Origin of the sequence: Methylophilus sp. (genome assembly GCF_035460085.1) — a bacterium.
In the GTDB taxonomy this organism is placed as follows: Bacteria; Pseudomonadota; Gammaproteobacteria; order Burkholderiales; family Methylophilaceae; genus Methylophilus.
Genome location: NZ_DATHWZ010000074.1, coordinates 1 through 16,533 on the forward strand (window position 1 = coordinate 1; position 16,533 = coordinate 16,533).

18 protein-coding genes and 1 tRNA gene are annotated in these 16,533 nt (G+C 46.7%); 9 read left to right on the plus strand and 10 right to left on the minus strand.

Annotated elements, in window-relative coordinates; translation table 11 throughout:
• A partial coding sequence (gene aroA, locus VK958_RS10755) for a 3-phosphoshikimate 1-carboxyvinyltransferase (RefSeq protein WP_325241183.1) occupies positions 1-1,145 on the plus strand: 1,145 nt, incomplete at its 5' end.
• Here aroA and VK958_RS10760 read toward each other — a convergent pair.
• Positions 1,146-1,367, minus strand: coding sequence for a DUF2061 domain-containing protein (locus tag VK958_RS10760; protein ID WP_325241184.1), 222 nt, complete (start codon positions 1,365-1,367; stop codon positions 1,146-1,148). It lies immediately after the preceding gene.
• Between the two features lie 89 nt (positions 1,368-1,456).
• Here VK958_RS10760 and cmk point away from each other — a divergent pair, with 89 nt between their 5' ends.
• From cmk to VK958_RS10790, 6 genes are all read left to right on the plus strand, one after another.
• Positions 1,457-2,134: a (d)CMP kinase gene (cmk, locus tag VK958_RS10765; protein WP_325241185.1), complete on the plus strand. Its 678-nt coding sequence runs from the start codon at positions 1,457-1,459 to the stop codon at positions 2,132-2,134.
• A gap of 178 nt (positions 2,135-2,312) precedes the next feature.
• A complete protein-coding gene (gene rpsA, locus VK958_RS10770; RefSeq protein WP_325241186.1) occupies positions 2,313-3,809 on the plus strand; it encodes a 30S ribosomal protein S1 in 1,497 nt (498 codons plus the stop codon).
• 16 nt (positions 3,810-3,825) lie between these two features.
• On the plus strand, positions 3,826-4,110 hold the full coding sequence (locus VK958_RS10775; RefSeq protein ID WP_325241187.1) for an integration host factor subunit beta: 285 nt from the start codon (positions 3,826-3,828) through the stop codon (positions 4,108-4,110).
• Positions 4,111-4,266: 156 nt separating this feature from the next.
• The gene (lapB, locus tag VK958_RS10780) at positions 4,267-5,496 is read left to right on the plus strand and encodes a lipopolysaccharide assembly protein LapB (protein WP_325241188.1); all 1,230 of its coding nucleotides are present in this window, start codon (positions 4,267-4,269) and stop codon (positions 5,494-5,496) included.
• A gap of 32 nt (positions 5,497-5,528) precedes the next feature.
• Complete coding sequence (gene pyrF, locus VK958_RS10785) at positions 5,529-6,224, plus strand: orotidine-5'-phosphate decarboxylase (protein ID WP_325241189.1); 696 nt, start codon at positions 5,529-5,531, stop codon at positions 6,222-6,224.
• A 111-nt stretch (positions 6,225-6,335) separates the two neighbouring features.
• Positions 6,336-6,650 carry a ComEA family DNA-binding protein gene (locus VK958_RS10790; protein ID WP_325241190.1) on the plus strand — a complete coding sequence of 105 codons (315 nt, stop codon included), beginning with the start codon at positions 6,336-6,338 and terminating at the stop codon, positions 6,648-6,650.
• A 105-nt stretch (positions 6,651-6,755) separates the two neighbouring features.
• Here the strand turns inward: VK958_RS10790 and VK958_RS10795 are convergent.
• Positions 6,756-6,845: transfer RNA gene (locus tag VK958_RS10795), tRNA-Ser, on the minus strand.
• 348 nt (positions 6,846-7,193) lie between these two features.
• Here VK958_RS10795 and exaC point away from each other — a divergent pair.
• Both exaC and VK958_RS10805 read left to right on the plus strand, forming a co-directional pair.
• A complete protein-coding gene (gene exaC / locus VK958_RS10800; protein WP_325241191.1) occupies positions 7,194-8,714 on the plus strand; it encodes an acetaldehyde dehydrogenase ExaC in 1,521 nt (506 codons plus the stop codon).
• A 102-nt stretch (positions 8,715-8,816) separates the two neighbouring features.
• Positions 8,817-9,194 (plus strand): DUF779 domain-containing protein, encoded by a 378-nt coding sequence (locus VK958_RS10805; RefSeq protein ID WP_325241192.1) that lies wholly within the window; start codon positions 8,817-8,819, stop codon positions 9,192-9,194.
• A 77-nt stretch (positions 9,195-9,271) separates the two neighbouring features.
• On the opposite strand, the gene cheZ is transcribed toward VK958_RS10805, so the two are convergent.
• From cheZ to VK958_RS10845, 8 genes are all read right to left on the minus strand, one after another.
• Positions 9,272-9,958 (minus strand): protein phosphatase CheZ, encoded by a 687-nt coding sequence (gene cheZ / locus VK958_RS10810; RefSeq protein WP_325241193.1) that lies wholly within the window; start codon positions 9,956-9,958, stop codon positions 9,272-9,274.
• Between the two features lie 2 nt (positions 9,959-9,960).
• On the minus strand, positions 9,961-10,359 hold the full coding sequence (gene cheY, locus VK958_RS10815) for a chemotaxis response regulator CheY (RefSeq protein ID WP_055831421.1): 399 nt from the start codon (positions 10,357-10,359) through the stop codon (positions 9,961-9,963).
• A gap of 111 nt (positions 10,360-10,470) precedes the next feature.
• Positions 10,471-11,544 carry a protein-glutamate methylesterase/protein-glutamine glutaminase gene (locus VK958_RS10820; RefSeq protein WP_325241194.1) on the minus strand — a complete coding sequence of 358 codons (1,074 nt, stop codon included), beginning with the start codon at positions 11,542-11,544 and terminating at the stop codon, positions 10,471-10,473.
• A gap of 27 nt (positions 11,545-11,571) precedes the next feature.
• Positions 11,572-12,180: a chemoreceptor glutamine deamidase CheD gene (gene cheD, locus VK958_RS10825; RefSeq protein ID WP_325241195.1), complete on the minus strand. Its 609-nt coding sequence runs from the start codon at positions 12,178-12,180 to the stop codon at positions 11,572-11,574.
• 2 nt (positions 12,181-12,182) lie between these two features.
• Positions 12,183-13,073: a CheR family methyltransferase gene (locus tag VK958_RS10830; protein ID WP_325241196.1), complete on the minus strand. Its 891-nt coding sequence runs from the start codon at positions 13,071-13,073 to the stop codon at positions 12,183-12,185.
• A gap of 42 nt (positions 13,074-13,115) precedes the next feature.
• Positions 13,116-13,823 (minus strand): formaldehyde-activating enzyme, encoded by a 708-nt coding sequence (gene fae, locus VK958_RS10835; RefSeq protein WP_325241197.1) that lies wholly within the window; start codon positions 13,821-13,823, stop codon positions 13,116-13,118.
• Positions 13,824-13,875: 52 nt separating this feature from the next.
• The gene (locus tag VK958_RS10840) at positions 13,876-15,987 is read right to left on the minus strand and encodes a methyl-accepting chemotaxis protein (RefSeq protein WP_325241198.1); all 2,112 of its coding nucleotides are present in this window, start codon (positions 15,985-15,987) and stop codon (positions 13,876-13,878) included.
• Between the two features lie 299 nt (positions 15,988-16,286).
• On the minus strand, positions 16,287-16,533 hold a 247-nt coding region (locus VK958_RS10845; protein WP_325240584.1), incomplete at its 5' end, for a hypothetical protein.

The following is a 16,533-nucleotide window of genomic DNA, read 5'->3' on the forward strand; positions in this document are numbered from 1 at the left end:
AGCTGGAAAACATTGCTGAAAATGCCTGGAGAGTGACTGGCTGCGCGGGGAAATTCCCCAATAAAGAGGCTGACTTGTTTTTAGGTAATGCTGGTACCGCCTTTCGCCCGCTGACAGCGGCGTTGGCTTTTTCGGAGGGCAACTTTCATCTACATGGTGTTCCGCGCATGCATGAACGCCCGATTGGTGATCTGGTCACCGCATTACGGCAAGCAGGCGCTGAAATACGTTATTTGGAGAATGATGGCTACCCTCCCCTGCAAATTTCGTCTGCAACCCTTGATGTCAGCCAACCGATTCAGATCCGCGGTGATGTCTCTAGCCAGTTTCTAACAGCTTTGTTGATGGCATTGCCGCTTACAGGCCTGGCGGCCACGATTGAAGTGATCGGTGAGTTGATTTCAAAACCTTATATTGAAATCACGCTTAACCTCATGGCTAAATTTGGTGTGCACGTGGAAAGGGATGGCTGGAAACGATTTACAATCCTCGCAAACAGTAGATATCAAAGCCCTGGGCAATATTATGTCGAAGGCGATGCTTCATCGGCTTCATATTTTCTTGCAGCTGGAGCTATAGGGGGAGGACCTGTTACCGTTAAGGGTATAAGTAAAGATAGTATTCAAGGCGATGTAAAATTTGCTTATGTATTAGACCCTGGCAAAACTGAGCCTATATACACCACTCGCTCTTTAACGCATATGGGTGCACAAATCAGCTGGTCTGATAACTCTATGCAATCCAGATCACCAGCAACAGGCAAGCTACAGGCTATTGATTTAGATTGTAATCATATTCCAGATGCTGCTATGACTTTGGCTATTTTGGCGCTATTTGCTGAAGGCACCACCACGCTCAGAAATATTGCAAGCTGGCGGGTTAAAGAAACTGACCGCATCTACGCCATGGCGACTGAATTACGCAAAGTAGGCGCTCTCGTAGAAGAAGGTGCAGACTATATAAAAATCACCCCGCCCCTTCAGCTAACGCCTAATGCGACAATTGATACATATGACGATCATCGCATGGCGATGTGTTTTTCATTAGTGAGCCTAGGTGGCGTACCCATTACCATCAATGATCCAAATTGCGTCGCTAAAACCTTTCCTGAATACTTTAAGGTGTTTGCCAGTATTGCGCGCTAATCAGGCAGCGTAAGCCCATTCATGTTCATCAGCCTCTTTGATGGCTGCATGAGCATGCTGATGATGGTTCCATGCCCGCTCATGAAAATAAAACACCACTGTATTAATCGCTGGTTCAATGAGCGCCATCAGGCCACCAATCAGGATGCTACCAGTGAGCAGATAAGCAATGCTGAATGCCACGCTAAAATGCAGTATTGCGAAAGAAAATGTTTTGATCATGCTGTGCTCCTTAATCGTTAGGCACATCATATAAACACCTAATGATTTAATCCAATTCATTGTTTTTAAGTACTTGATAAGCAAAATTTATGAGTGAACAAACCTTATGGCCAGTGATTGCCATTGATGGCCCATCCGCTTCCGGCAAAGGCAGCGTGGCAGAACTTGTCGCCAAAAAATTTGGTTTTCATTACCTGGATTCCGGAGCCCTTTATCGTTTACTTGCATATGCGGCGCATACGCAATCAGTAGCGTGGTCAGATGCCGGGAAACTTGCAGCCATAGTCTCTGCTATGGCTATCAGATTCGATGGTGGCGAAATTTATTTAAACGGTGAGCATGTCAGTCCCTATATACGGACTGAACAGATGGGCAAAGGCGCATCTGAAGTCGCGGTTCACCCCGAAGTGCGCGCTGCTTTACTAGAGACTCAAAGAAACTTCAGGGAATCCCCAGGGCTGGTGGGCGATGGGCGCGATATCGGCTCGGTTATTTTCCCGGATGCAGTCTTAAAAGTGTTCCTGACTGCAGGAGTGGAAACACGCGCGCAACGACGTTACGACCAGTTGGTAAACCGCGGTGAAACTGCCAACTACGATACGATACTGGAAGATTTGCGCCAGCGTGACCTGCGCGACACACAGCGATCTTCTGCACCTTTAAAACAATTGCCGGATGCGATGCTGGTCGATACCACGAAAATGAATATCGCCCAAGCCGTTGATATGATTGTAGAAGCCTTTAAAAAGACCGCCAAAAACACGTAAAAAAAGCTTTAAGTCATTGAAGCCAATAATTTTTTTGTGTATAGTTCCAGATTCGCGTTACATTTGGCGCCCGCTGGATGTAGCAAATTTTAACTTTACCCGTTAGCTGCTTTTTTAAGTAGCGATGGCTCGTATGGCAGCATTGCTGTTTTACGAATAAATTTGGACAAATTTTTTAATGGCTTCTATTTCTAATTCAACCTCTTCTAACGAATCTTTTGCAGCCCTCTTCGAAGAAAGCCTGGCCCGCCAGGAAATGCGCGCAGGTGAAGTGATCACCGCCGAAGTAGTCTCTGTAGACAATGATTTCGTGATCGTTAACGCTGGCCTTAAATCCGAGAGCGTGATTAATGCCAGTGAGTTCAAAAACGCCCAAGGCGAACTGGAAGTTGCCGTAGGCGACTTCGTTAAAGTGGCAATCGAAAAGCTGGAAGACGGTTTTGGTTCTACACAACTGTCTCGCGAAAAAGCGAAGAAAATGCAAGCATGGCTGGATCTGGAAGAAGCCATGAACGAAGGCCGTGTCGTTAAAGGCTTTGTTAGCAGCCGTGTTAAAGGTGGTTTGCGCGTTTCTGTCAGCGGCATCATGGCATTCCTGCCTGGCTCACTGGTAGACATCCGCCCGGTAAAAGACACTACTCCTTACGAGAATAAAGAGTGGGATTTCAAAGTCATCAAACTGGACCGCAAGCGTAACAACATCGTGGTTTCCCGCCGCGCAGTCATGGAAGACACCTTGGGTGCTGACCGTGAAGCATTGCTGGGCAGCCTGACTGAAGGTGCTGTGATCAAAGGTATCGTTAAAAACATCACTGACTACGGCGCTTTCGTGGATCTGGGTGGTATCGATGGCCTGTTGCACATCACTGACCTGGCATGGCGCCGTGTGAAACACCCATCCGAAGTGCTGACTGTTGGTGAGGAAGTTGAAGCTAAGATCCTGAAATTCGACCAAGAGAAAAACCGTGTTTCTCTGGGCATCAAACAATTGGGCGATGACCCATGGGTGGCATTGAGCCGTCGTTATCCAGTAGGCACACGCCTGTTCGGTAAAGTGTCTAACCTGACAGACTACGGCGCGTTCGTTGAAGTAGAGCCTGGCATTGAAGGTTTGGTACACGTTTCAGAAATGGACTGGACTAACAAGAACATCCATCCGGGCAAAATCGCTCAATTGGGCGACGAAGTTGAAGTCATGATCTTGGAAATCGACGAAGACCGTCGTCGTCTGTCCCTGGGCATGAAACAGTGTAAACCAAACCCATGGGATGATTTTGCTGCAACCCATGCTAAAGGTGACAAAGTTTCTGGCCAGATTAAATCTATCACTGACTTTGGCGTATTCATTGGCCTGCCAGGCGGCATCGATGGTCTGGTTCACTTGTCCGACCTGTCATGGACTCAATCCGGTGAAGAAGCGATCCGCAACTTCAAGAAGGGTGACGAGCTGCAAGCTGTTATCCTGGCAATTGACGTTGAGAAAGAGCGTATTTCTCTGGGCGTGAAACAGCTGACTGAAGATCCAAGCGGCAACAGTGCACCAGTGGGTGATGACAAAGGTGGCAAGCCAAAAGCCAAAAAAGCAAAAGCTGATGATGTAATGATCGATGAAGCTTCAGCAGGCACCACTAACCTGGGTGCTTTGTTGAAAGCGAAATTGGACAGCAAAAAATAATAAAGGCTTTTAGGTCATGACTAGATCTGAACTTATCGATTTACTCGCCCAGCGCTTTCCGCAATTAGTGCTGAAAGATGCAGAGCTTTCTGTCAAAACCATCCTCGATGCGATGACAGAGAACCTCTCCACTGGCGAGCGTATTGAAATCCGCGGTTTTGGCAGTTTCAGTTTGAACTATCGCCCGCCGAGGTTGGGACGCAATCCTAAAACCGGTACCAAAGTTCAGGTGCCGGCCAAATATGTGCCTCATTTCAAAGCGGGTAAAGAACTGCGTGATCGTGTAGACGCAATGGAGTAAATCAGCCTTTAGTGATAAAACGGCATCTCTTTGAGGTGCCGTTTTTTTTGGCCTTCATTTTAGACATGGCTCACTACATTCATGCCAGTAGTATATTCATCGCACCACCCTAGGCGCTTAAGGTAAAATAGACGCTATCTAAAAAAGAGACCTTGTATGCTGGTTGAATTTGAATATTGGTGGCTGCTCATCCTGCCACTGTTTTTCACGCTGGGATGGATTGCCGCGCGCGTGGACATCAAACAGTTGATTGCAGAATCAACATCCCTCCCCGCCACTTATTTCAAAGGATTGAATCTGCTTATTGCAGACCAGTATCATAAAGCGGTTGATGCCTTCAGTGAGGCGCTTTACCTCAATAAAGACTCACTCGAATTACACTTTGTATTGGGTAGCTTGTTCCGGCGTACCGGAGAAACCGACCGCGCCATCCACTTGCACATGAATCTGCTCGAAAATTACGAGCTCACTGATCAGCAATCTACTTCGATCAAAGTAGAGTTGGCACAGGATTATTTTAAAGCTGGATTGTATGACCGTGCTGAAGAGTTGTTCCTGACTTTGCGCCATACACGTTATGAGCAGGCTGCTCTTCGCCATTTGCTTGAAATCTATGTCAAGGAGCGAGAATGGTCACAAGCTATCGCCATTGCGATTGAATTAGAAGGCTCTTCCGGTATTTCCTACCGTAAAGAAGTGGCTCAGTATTACTGTGAATTGGCGGTTAACGCCATTATTCAGCAGGACTGGCAGAATGCCAAAGGCCATCTTGTCCAGGCTCTGGATGCGAATAAAAACTGTGTACGGGCAAATGTGCTGCTAGGCGATATGGCAGCTCAACAACAGGATCATGCTGCTGCGATTTCCTTCTGGAAAAGGATCGAAATGCAGGAACCTGAATATTTGGGACTCGTCGCTCAGAAAATGTTAAAAAGCTATGCCGCATTGGCAGACAACCAAACAGCCACCGACAATCATGGGGTCAAAGGATTAAAGGAAGGTTTAACCCAGTTAAACCAATACCTGGAAACCTATCAGCTAAGCAGCATCATGTCGGTATTATATGAAGCCACCTTGCAGGCAGAGGGTGCTGAAACGGCCGCCAAGCTGGCTCGTAAAGAACTGATCCGCAAGCCTAGCCTGAAGTCACTTGACCAGTTATTACAAGCACGCGCCATTCTCGATGACGAGCAACATGACTTGCAGTTAATGCAACAGACAGTACGCAACGCAATTGGCGATCGTGCCGCCTACTACTGTGACCAATGCGGTTTCCGTGCCAAACAATATCATTGGCAATGCCCAGCTTGTAATGCTTGGGAGTCCCTGCCATCAGAACCGACTGAAGCGACTATCCGGGATATCAAACTGCTTAAGCGTAAATAGACCTGACTGCAACACTTATTACTTACCGATACATGACTGATAGCAAAATTATTGTTGCCCTTGACTATGCCGATGCGCACTCTGCGCAAGCGTTGGTCACCCGCCTAGACCCTGCCCTGTGTAAACTAAAAGTCGGCAAAGAACTGTTTACCGCCTCCGGGCCTGCGTTTGTCGAATCCTTAGTTAAACAAGACTATGATGTTTTTCTTGATTTGAAATTTCACGATATTCCCAATACAGTTGCCAAAGCTTGCCAGGCGGCAGCAAATCTTGGGGTATGGATGGTAAACGTACATGCAAGCGGTGGCCTGCCCATGATGCAAGCCGCACGTGAAGGTTTGGATAAAAGATATGGCGCTAAAGCGCCGTTGCTGATTGCCGTCACGGTGCTGACCAGTATGGATGAATCAACTTTGCATACCCTGGGTGTTCAGCGTTCTTTAAGCGACCATGTGTTAGCGCTGGCAAAGCTAACCCAGCAGGCTGGATTACAAGGTGTAGTCTGCTCGGCACAAGAGGCTGCCATGCTTAAACAAGCCTTGGGCAGTGCCTTCTGCCTGGTGACTCCGGGTATACGACCCGCTGATGCCAGCCAGGATGATCAAACCAGGATTGTCACCCCTAAAGAAGCGATTTCTTTGGGATCACACTACCTTGTGATTGGACGCCCCATCACACAGGCTGCAGACCCGATTGTTGCATTAAACACAATTATTAAAAATATTTAACATTTATTAATTAATTTAAAGCCCCTGATTCTCTCGATAAGCATCCTGAAGCTAGAATCAAAGCAGGTTAATTCTTTAGCCTGCTTTTCATTTTATCAATCAGGAGAATATATGAGATACATGTTTTTAGTTTGTTTAATGTCGTTATTGTTATCCCCTTTGGGTTATGCAGCCGTGGATATCAATACAGCTAGTCAGGCTGAGCTGGAAAGCCTGAATGGGATAGGCCCAGCAAAAGCACAAGCGATCATTGAATATCGTAAAAAGAACGGCGGATTCAAGACGATTGAAGAGCTGGATCAAGTTCCCGGTATTGGGCAGGCAACATTCGCTGGGCTTAAAAAAGATATTAGCGTGAGTGGTAAAAAAGCCGCCTCTGCCGAACCCTTAAAAGGCGATAAATCAACAGAGAAAAAGAAACCTTAAACCTGGATTGATTTTTCTGTCATGAACATGCCCCTGCATTCATCCTAAGCAGGGGCATCAAGAAGAATACAAAAAACAAAAACACCCGATGGGGTGTTTTTTTATTGGCGGAGAGAGAGGGATTCGAACCCTCGATAGAGTTGCCCCTATGCCACCTTTCCAGGGTGGTGACTTAAACCGCTCATCCATCTCTCCGAAAGAAGGCGCGATTATAGCCCATTCCCTATATCGCGCCAAATTATTTATACCGTCATAAACGGCTTTGAAAAAAAGCAGTCTTAAAAGCCAATATCAAACGTTTAAGAGATTGAACTTTTGACGATTAAACGGCCTAACTCAGTTATCTTATAAATCATTTAAAACACAGCAATAATGCTTGATTTTGTGGTTTTTAAGGTTTAATGTTTATCCCGTTAATCATCTAAAAATCCTTGTTTTAAGCGGCTTGGACGATGATTGATCAGGTTATTGAGCTAATGTTCAATATGGCGGTTTGGAGAGCAGTTCTGCTATAACATCTATATAAAAAGTACAGGAGTGAATATGAGTTTGGATCTATTGAAAGCCATGGGGGTAAAAGTCCCTTACAAAGCAAAATACGACAACTTTATCGGTGGGAAATGGGTTGCCCCGGTCAAAGGTGAGTATTTTGACGTAATTTCCCCTATTACTGGTAAACCTTACACGCAAGCTGCCCGCTCCAGTGCTGAAGATGTTGAGTTGGCGTTGGATGCCGCACATGCAGCTTCGGATAAATGGGCAAAAACACCCGCTGCAGAACGCTCTAACCTGCTCCTGAAAATTGCAGACCGTATCGAACAAAACCTGGAATTAATTGCTACCGCTGAAACAGTCGATAACGGTAAACCGATCCGTGAGACTTTGAATGCAGATATTCCATTGGCTGCAGATCATTTCAGGTATTTTGCCGGGGCACTGCGTGCACAGGAAGGTAGCCTGAGTGAGTTGGACGAAAACACAGTGGCTTATCACTTTCACGAACCTTTAGGCGTGGTGGGTCAGATCATCCCATGGAACTTCCCGATTTTAATGGCAGCCTGGAAGCTGGCGCCAGCAGTCGCAGCCGGTAACTGTGTGGTCATGAAGCCGGCAGAGTTCACCCCTATCAGCATCCTGATATTGATGGAAATCATTGGAGATTTGATCCCGCCAGGCGTGATGAACATTGTGAACGGTTATGGCCGGGAAGTAGGCGCGCCGCTTTCAAACAGCAAACGTATCAATAAAATTGCTTTTACCGGCTCTACCGCAACCGGCCGCTTTATTGCACAGGCTGCAGCCAATAACCTGATTCCGGCAACCTTGGAATTAGGCGGGAAATCGCCTAACATATTTTTTGAAGACATTATGTCTGCCGATGATGACTTCCTGGATAAAGCCGTCGAAGGTCTGGTGCTGTTTGCATTCAACCAGGGCGAAGTATGTACCTGCCCATCACGTGCCTTGATACAGGAATCCATTTACGACAAATTCATGGAGCGTGTATTGCCGCGTGTTGCAGCGATTAAACAAGGTAACCCGCTAGATCCAAACACCATGATCGGTGCGCAAGCGTCACAAGACCAGATCAACAAGATTCTGTCTTATATGGATATCGGTAACCAGGAAGGTGCGCAACTGTTGTGCGGAGGTGAACGTAATATTCTGGGTGGCGATCTGGCAGAAGGTTATTATGTCAAACCAACCTTGTTCAAAGGCCACAACAAAATGCGTATTTTCCAGGAAGAAATTTTTGGACCGGTATTGGCTGTAACTACGTTTAAAGATGAAGCAGAAGCCTTGAGCATAGCCAATGACACAATTTTTGGCCTTGGTTCAGGCGTCTGGTCACGCGATGGCAGCCGTGCTTACCGTATGGGTCGTGGTATTAAAGCTGGCCGTGTGTGGACTAACTGTTATCATGCCTACCCTGCGCATGCCGCTTTTGGTGGTTATAAAGAGTCGGGTATCGGTCGTGAAACACACAAAATGATGCTTGATCATTACCAGCAAACTAAAAACCTGTTGGTGAGCTATAGTCCTAAAAAACTGGGTTTCTTCTAACCTGATTGTTCAGGCTTATGGACCAGCAGTAACAATAAAGGGGCGAATTTTTCGCCCCTTTATTGTCTATACTTTCAGAGCGACTCAATTAAGGGAAAAATAATGGCTGAACGACTTTCTGCGACTCCCTCAGCAATCAGTTTAATAGAAAAGCTCACCGAACAGCATGGACCGATAGTGTTTTTGCAATCAGGCGGTTGTTGCGAAGGCAGCGGCCCGATGTGTATGCCAGCTGACGAATTCAGGCCCAGCCCTTCTGATGTAAAACTTGGCGTGCTGGCAGGCGCTATCTTTTACATGGGCGATAGCCATTTCAGCTTTATGGCGAATACGCATACTATTCTGGATGCAGTACCCGGCTCAAGCGGTTCGTTTTCACTGGATGGTGGTAGTGGCTTTGCGTTTATCACCCGCGGAAGGGTGTATACCGATGAAGAATTAGCGACACTTCCTGCGGAAGAGCGTGTTGGTTATGTATAAGTAAAAAGGGCTGATCAGCCCTTTTTTAATATTGAAACCTAACAAAATGATTGAATGCTTGCTTTAAAAGCCCTGTTTTAAAATCCCAGGCTATCCAGCAAATCATCGACCTGTTCCTGGTTCGAGACCACATCCACCGTGTTGTGTGGGTCAATTTGCGGACCATTGAGCAATGAGTTTGAAGGCTCTTCTTTTTTGGCACCGGGTGAAAAGTCGACCAGTACTTGTACCAGTTGTTTTTCAAGTTCTTGTACCAGGGTAGTGATTTTTTTAATCACTTGCCCAGTCAAATCCTGAAAATCCTGTGCCATCATGATATCCATCAGCAACGACTTGGTCGCTGCCGTGTTTTTATCTGCAAGAGACAGGTATTCGAGTGTTTCATGCACCACAGTATCGTATTCTGACTTAAGTGCCGACTTAGCCATGACCTCCTGCCAGCGTGCTTTTAATGCAAGCGCACGATCAGCCATTTCAGATTGCAAGGGCGTCGCTTGGTCGGTGGCATTCAGCACACGTTCAGCGGCCTGTTCAGTCATTTTAGCCACATAGTTCAACCGGTCGCGTGCATCCGGGATTTCCTGTGCCACTTGCTCTAATACCTTGTCGTAACCTAATGCACTCAAGCTGTCATGCAGCGTGCGCGTCATATGGCCAATCCGGCTGATCATTTCTTCTTGTTGATTACCGTTCAGGTTCTGCATCATGGCAGAAGCCATTTCCACCATGATGTTATCTTGTTGCGGATTGACAGCTTCGGTCATGGTTAAGCCTCGCCTTTTTCCAGTTTCTCAAAAATCTTCGATAATTTTTCTTCCAGCGTAGCGGCCGTAAACGGCTTGACCACATATCCGTTGGCTTTTGCCTGTGCAGCGGCGATGATGTTTTCTTTTTTAGCTTCTGCAGTCACCATCAATACAGGCAATTTGGATAACTTGGCATCTGCACGAATATTCTGCAGCATGGTCAGCCCATCCATATTTGGCATATTCCAGTCAGATACGACAAATTCGAAATCACCGCTACGCAGCTTGCTTAATGCATCAGCGCCATCTTCGGCCTCTTCAACATTGTTGTAACCCAGCTCTTTGAGCAGGTTACGTACAATTCTGCGCATGGTGGAAAAATCATCAACCACCAGAAATTTAGTATTCGGATTGCCCATTTATTACTCCGCTATCTTTAGTGACATATTTATATCTAGCATTATCGCTCCATATCGTTCAAATGCTAGCGGCAATAAAGCCCTGATTTGCCTGTTTATTCTTAGAAGCCTTTATACACGCAAGGCGCGTTCACTATTTGTTGCCAGATAATGCAATACCAATCTTGGCAGATCTTTCAAATGCGCAACTTCATGCACGCCACCATGTGCAACCGCTTCGCGCGGCATGCCATAGACGACGCAGCTTTCTTCATTTTGCGCAAAGTTATGAGCCCCCGCCTCTTTCATGCTCAACATGCCGACCGCACCGTCTTTGCCCATACCGGTCATAATAATGCCAATGGCATTTTTACCGGCACTCACCGCTGCAGAATCAAACAATACATCTACCGATGGCTTATGTCTATTCACTGGCTCACTGTCAGAAAGCTTGGTGACATAGTTTGCACCACTTCTGCCCAGCAGCAAGTGCTTGTCACCTGGCGCAATATAGGCATGGCCCGGTAATATACGCTCGCCATCCACCGCCTCCTTGACTGAGATTTTACAGAGACTGTCGAGGCGGCCAGCGAAAGACTTCGTGAATCCTGCTGGCATATGTTGTGTAATCAACACACCCGGGCAGTCAGAAGGCATTTGCATCAGAAATGCTTTAATGGCTTCAGTACCGCCAGTGGAGGCGCCAATAATCAATAATTTTTCACTACTGATCAAGGGGTTACGGATAGCATTTTGTTGCTGGCCACCTGCGACTGATGCTTTGGCAATACTTTGCAAGGTGCTGACTTTAGCTTTCGACGCAGTCCGTATCTTATCCGTGATTTCATCTGCATATTGTTGCATACCCTGGGAGATGCCCATTTTAGGTTTGGTGACAAAGTCTGTGGCACCTAGCTCTAATGCACGCAATGTGATTTCAGAGCCTTTCTCAGTCAGGGTTGATACCATCACTACTGGCATGGGCCGCAGACGCATCAGCTTTTCAAGGAAATCCAGCCCGTCCATCCTGGGCATTTCCACATCCAGTGTCAGCACATCCGGATTCAACTGCTTGATCATTTCACGCGCAACCAGTGGATCAGGCGCAGCACCGACTACTTCCAGGTCCTTGGTATCGTTGATAAGCTCAGTCAACAAACTGCGTATCAGCGCAGAGTCATCAATCACTAACACTTTCGTTTTCATGGGATTTCCTTTTTATAATTATTATTATCAAAACAAATCGATATCGCCGCCCACATCGTTGGTTTTCAGCTTGCTTGAGTAAGCTTGCTCGCGCTTGACCAAGGTGTAGTTGTTCAGTTGTTTCAGTTTTTTTACCAGCACTTTGCCGGTCTTGGGGAAGTAGTAAACTTTGCGTGGATAGATATCCAGCAGGTCTTCACCGGTCACTTTAATACCTTCATCCTTGAGGTATTTTTTGACAAAAGCAGCGTTGCGATCACCGACGTTATTCGTAGTAAAACTACGCAGGACATTGCCACCGCCAAATATTTTGGCCTCCAGGTTTTCGCGCCGGGCACCATTTCTCAGCAACTGGTTAATCAGCACTTCCATGGCATAGGTGCCATAGCGCATAGATTCTGACACCGGGCTATCGCGATCAGCGCTGCCGCTTTCCGGTAACATAAAGTGGTTCATGCCCCCAATGCCGGTCCTGGTATCACGGATACATGCAGACACACATGAACCTAACACTGTGACAATCAGCATGTCTTTATCGGTGTAGTAATACTCTCCGGGAGAGATTTTGGCTGCATCGCAGTTAAACGTTCTGTCAAAGTAGAGGGTGTTTGCAATATCTTCTTGTATAACACTCATGACTATTTCCGATTCATTAACAGGCTGGAACGCGCCCCGCCATTAGTTTTTAGTTTGTAAACGGTTTTACCAAGCAATTGCAATTGTTGCGAAACATAGAGAAAGTTCTCTGAATGCCCCGCCAGCAATAGGCTGTCCTCACCCATCAGGGTGATAAATTTATCAATAATCTTGCCTTGTGTCGGCTTGTCGAAATAAATCATCACATTGCGGCAGAAAATCACATCAAAACCATCATTAAATGGCCATTGATGGTCCAGCAGGTTTAGCTGGTTGAAACTGATAAGCTCTCGTACCGCTTTTTTTACTCTGACCAATCCATCCTGTTGTCCAGTCCCTTTTTCAAAGAACTTGCGTACCCTGGATTCGTCCATTTTCTTGATGCGATCAATCGGGTAAACACCCGCCATCGCAGTGGCTAGCACATTGGTATCGATATCAGTCGCGATAATTTCTACCGGGGGCTTGAGCGTATTGAAAGCCTCACAGGCTGTGATGGCAATTGAATAAGGCTCTTCACCAGTGGAAGCTGCTGAACACCAGATACGAATGGTTTTGCGCTTTTGTGCAGCAGTCCTGACTAAGTGTTCAGACAGGATGGGAAAATGATGCTCTTCCCTGAAAAAAGAAGTCAGGTTGGTGGTCAAAGCATTCGTAAATGCCTGCCACTCATCTGAGCTGTTGTTCTGTTCAAGCTTATCGAGATATAGCTTGAAGGTTTGCATATCCAGTGCGCGTAAGCGCCTGCCTATTCGGCTGTACACCATGTCCGTCTTTGCATCGGACAATGAAATGCCTGCATGGCGATAGATCAGACTTTTAATTCTGACGAAATCATCGCGCGTAAACAAAAACTCGCGATCTTCTTGTTCTTGTTTTTTTAAGGCAGTCACTTCGTTATCCTATGCAAATCCGTTGGTTGCCATTGGCTTAAGTTAAGCCTTTGTTGTATTGATACGTTCTTTCATCTGGTCAATTGCCAATTCAACCTGTTTCTCTTCGCGCGCTTTAGCTTCAGCACTGGTACGTGCATATTTGCTACGTTCTTGCATTTGCGTGATGGCCAAAGCAGCAGCGGTGTCATCCGCACGGCGGTTTTGTGCTTCAGGTGTTTGTGCTGCAAACGGGTGCAAAGCTTCTTTGTATTGTTTCACTACATCAGCCGCTTTAGGCTCGCGGTTGATAGCGGCTTTCAATGCCATTTTTGTTGCGCGGTAGTTCCAGTCCTGGATACGGTCATCCATATCGGCTTTGCTATCGATAAATACGCCTACGCAAATAAATACGTCATCGGCCTCTTCCAATGGGATGGTGCCATCAGCAACACAATCCATCACAGCCATAGCCACGCCACGTTGTGCTGGGCCAAACATCTGAGTAGCCTGGCGACCATCTTTGATGGTGACCTTGTTAAACATTACAGTGTTTGGTTTTACCATCATGTTTGGCGCTGCAATCGCCAATAAACCGTTTACTCCTTGTTTTTGATCGGTGAGCGTACGACAAAATGCGTCTTCTGCAGCGCTACCGCGTGGTCCCAAAATCAGGTCAATGTGAGCCACATTTTTCAAATCCAGGCCACCTTCAGGACGGTCCTCGATAACCAAACCTTCACCAATTAATACTCTATCAATCACTGCCATTTTTATGCTCCTGTTAATTAAAAGTACTACTTATAAAGGGCTTAAATCTACCCTATCCATTGCTGACCTTGCGGAAATCTCCCGCCCAGCCTGCATTTTCATGACGCGAACTTTTCGCGCTGCCATCTACAATGAACACGCTGACCGCTGTTGCCAGCTCATTGGCGTGATCCATTAGTGATTCGGCAGCAGCAGCAGCCTCTTCAACCAAGGCGGTATTTTGTTGTGTCACATCATCCATACGGATCACGGCATCATTCACCAGTGCAATCCCCTGGCTTTGCTCATTAGAGGCAGATGCGATCTCACCAATGATGATGCTTACACGTTTTACAGAATCTACAATTTCATGCATGGTTTTGCCGGCTTCTTCAACCTGGCGGCTACCTTCTGCCGTTTTGCTAACAGAGTTATTAATTAATTCTTTTATTTCGCGTGCAGCGACTGAAGAGCGCTGGGCAAGATTACCCACCTCTGCCGCCACTACTGCAAACCCACGCCCCTGTTCGCCAGCACGTGCGGCTTCAACAGCCGCATTCAGCGCCAGGATATTGGTTTGGAAAGCAATGCTGTCGATCACAGAAATAATGTCTTCGATCTTGTGCGCACTTTCGTTAATGTCACTCATGGTATTGACCACAGCATTCACTGCACTGCCACCTTTAACAGCCACTTGCGACGCAAGGGCAGCCAGTTCGTTAGCCTGCTTGGCGTTTTCTGCATTCTGTTTAACGGTGGAAGACAATTCATCCATGCTGGAGGCTGTTTTCTCAAGGTTGGCTGCCTGGTCTTCGGTACGACGACTCAAATCCGCGTTACCCTGGGCGATTTCCTTGGCTGCAATATTGATGGATTCAGCGGCTGCTTTTACCGTCAATACAGGCTCCACGATCATATCCAGCGTATTGTTCATCCCTTCAACGATCTTGCGGTAGTCGCCTGGGTGGCGCGCTGCCTCGGCACGTACGGTGACGCGTCCTTCTTTCGCTGCTTCAGCCAGCATTTGCGCATCCTGATTCAGTGCTTTCAGGTTGCTGCGCACCTTCTCGATGATTTGATTGATTTCGGCTTTCTGGCCTGGGAATTGTTCTAAAGGGGCATCGAAATTACCGTCGCCAAAGGCTTTCACACAGGCCATGGCTTTTTGGTTCAACTCGATATGGCCAGCCACGATTTTATTGATGGAATCAGCCAGCACTGAAAATTGGCCTTTAAACATGTCTGCACGCAGTGTCATGTCGATATTGCCTTTTTCATGCTCGGTATTCACCCAGTTGACGGAGTCTACAATGCCTTTCAGGTTGCCACGGATGCGGTCAACGCTCTTGTTCATGGCAGCTTTCTTGCCTGGTAATGGTTCTAGCTGAGCGGTTAGATCGCCGCGACCAATGCTGTCCATCACGGCGATGAATTTCTCGGTTTCAACAACATACGCTGACACCATATTGTTGATGCCCTGGGCAACCACTTTAAAATCGCCATCAAGCTTAGCAACATCGAGGAATGTATCAGATTCGCCTTCTGCATGCGCATTAGCCATCTTTTCCATTTCAGTAATCAGGGTTTTGACATTGGTTTTTAAACCATCAAAGTGATGATTCAGTTCGGAGAGGTCTCCAGGCAAGCTATCCATTTGTGTATCGAAATTGCCTTGGCTCAGCGCCAGCATAGAGTGGCTGGTTTTTTGCAGAAGTTGAGCTGGAAGCGCCAGCATCTGGTTAACAGCTTGTGCGATATTGCGATACTCGCCATTAAATTGTGCAAGATCAATCGTGGCCCTGAGGTTACCGCTGGCTTGTTCTGCGGCTACCTTCGCTATCTGCTGTCCAAAGCCATTTAATGTCTGTTTTGCCTGGTTCAATGCATTCAGCACAGTGATATCATCGGCAATCACATCGACGCTATCATCGGCAAAATCGCCATCAGCGATGCTTTTGGCAACCGCCAGGGCTTCAGAAGCTTCACCACCAAGGGTGTGTCGAATGCCTAGCACAACCAAGGCGCCTATCAACATGCCGCATACGATCAAGCCTGTTACTAAAGTATTATGTATAAAACCGGCTACGAGGCCTGCACCTAATACTGATAGTAAAAGGCCTAATTGAAACGATAACTTTAATTGACCAAACTTGCCTGTTAATACACCCAGTTTATCTGACAACATGTTGTCACTCCTTATTTTGATTCCCAAATCCCTGTTAACACGGATGGTTTGTACTATTTATCGGTTTATGGTGGTCATTATTAAGGATGTCGTTAAGATTTAAATGATGCTAAAAAAGGGGAAACTCCATTCTATTTTGGTAATTGCAACCCTAAAGAAATCAGAAATGCGGTTTGCATTGAGTGCGTGACCGTTATCGCGTTAACGAAATTATCTACTAAAAGAATACGCCCTTTGACAAGCCTTTACAAACAAAAAGCCGACTAGCTATAGTCGGCTTTTGATCAGTCAGTAATCAGCTAAAACTCTTCCCAGTCACTGTCATCAGTCCCTGTCCGTTTCGAAGCGCTAGACTTTATCGGTGGCGGACTACTGCCACCTCCGGAGGCCGACTTGCCAAACGAACCGTCTGATTCAGACTTAGCCGTATACCCGCTATTCCTTTGTGCACTTTGCTGACTGGAGGCTATCTTCACTGGGGACGGTCTTGCTGCCGGTTTATGCGTCACCGCATGCCCGCCACCAAAGCTCTTGCCTTCCAGTTTG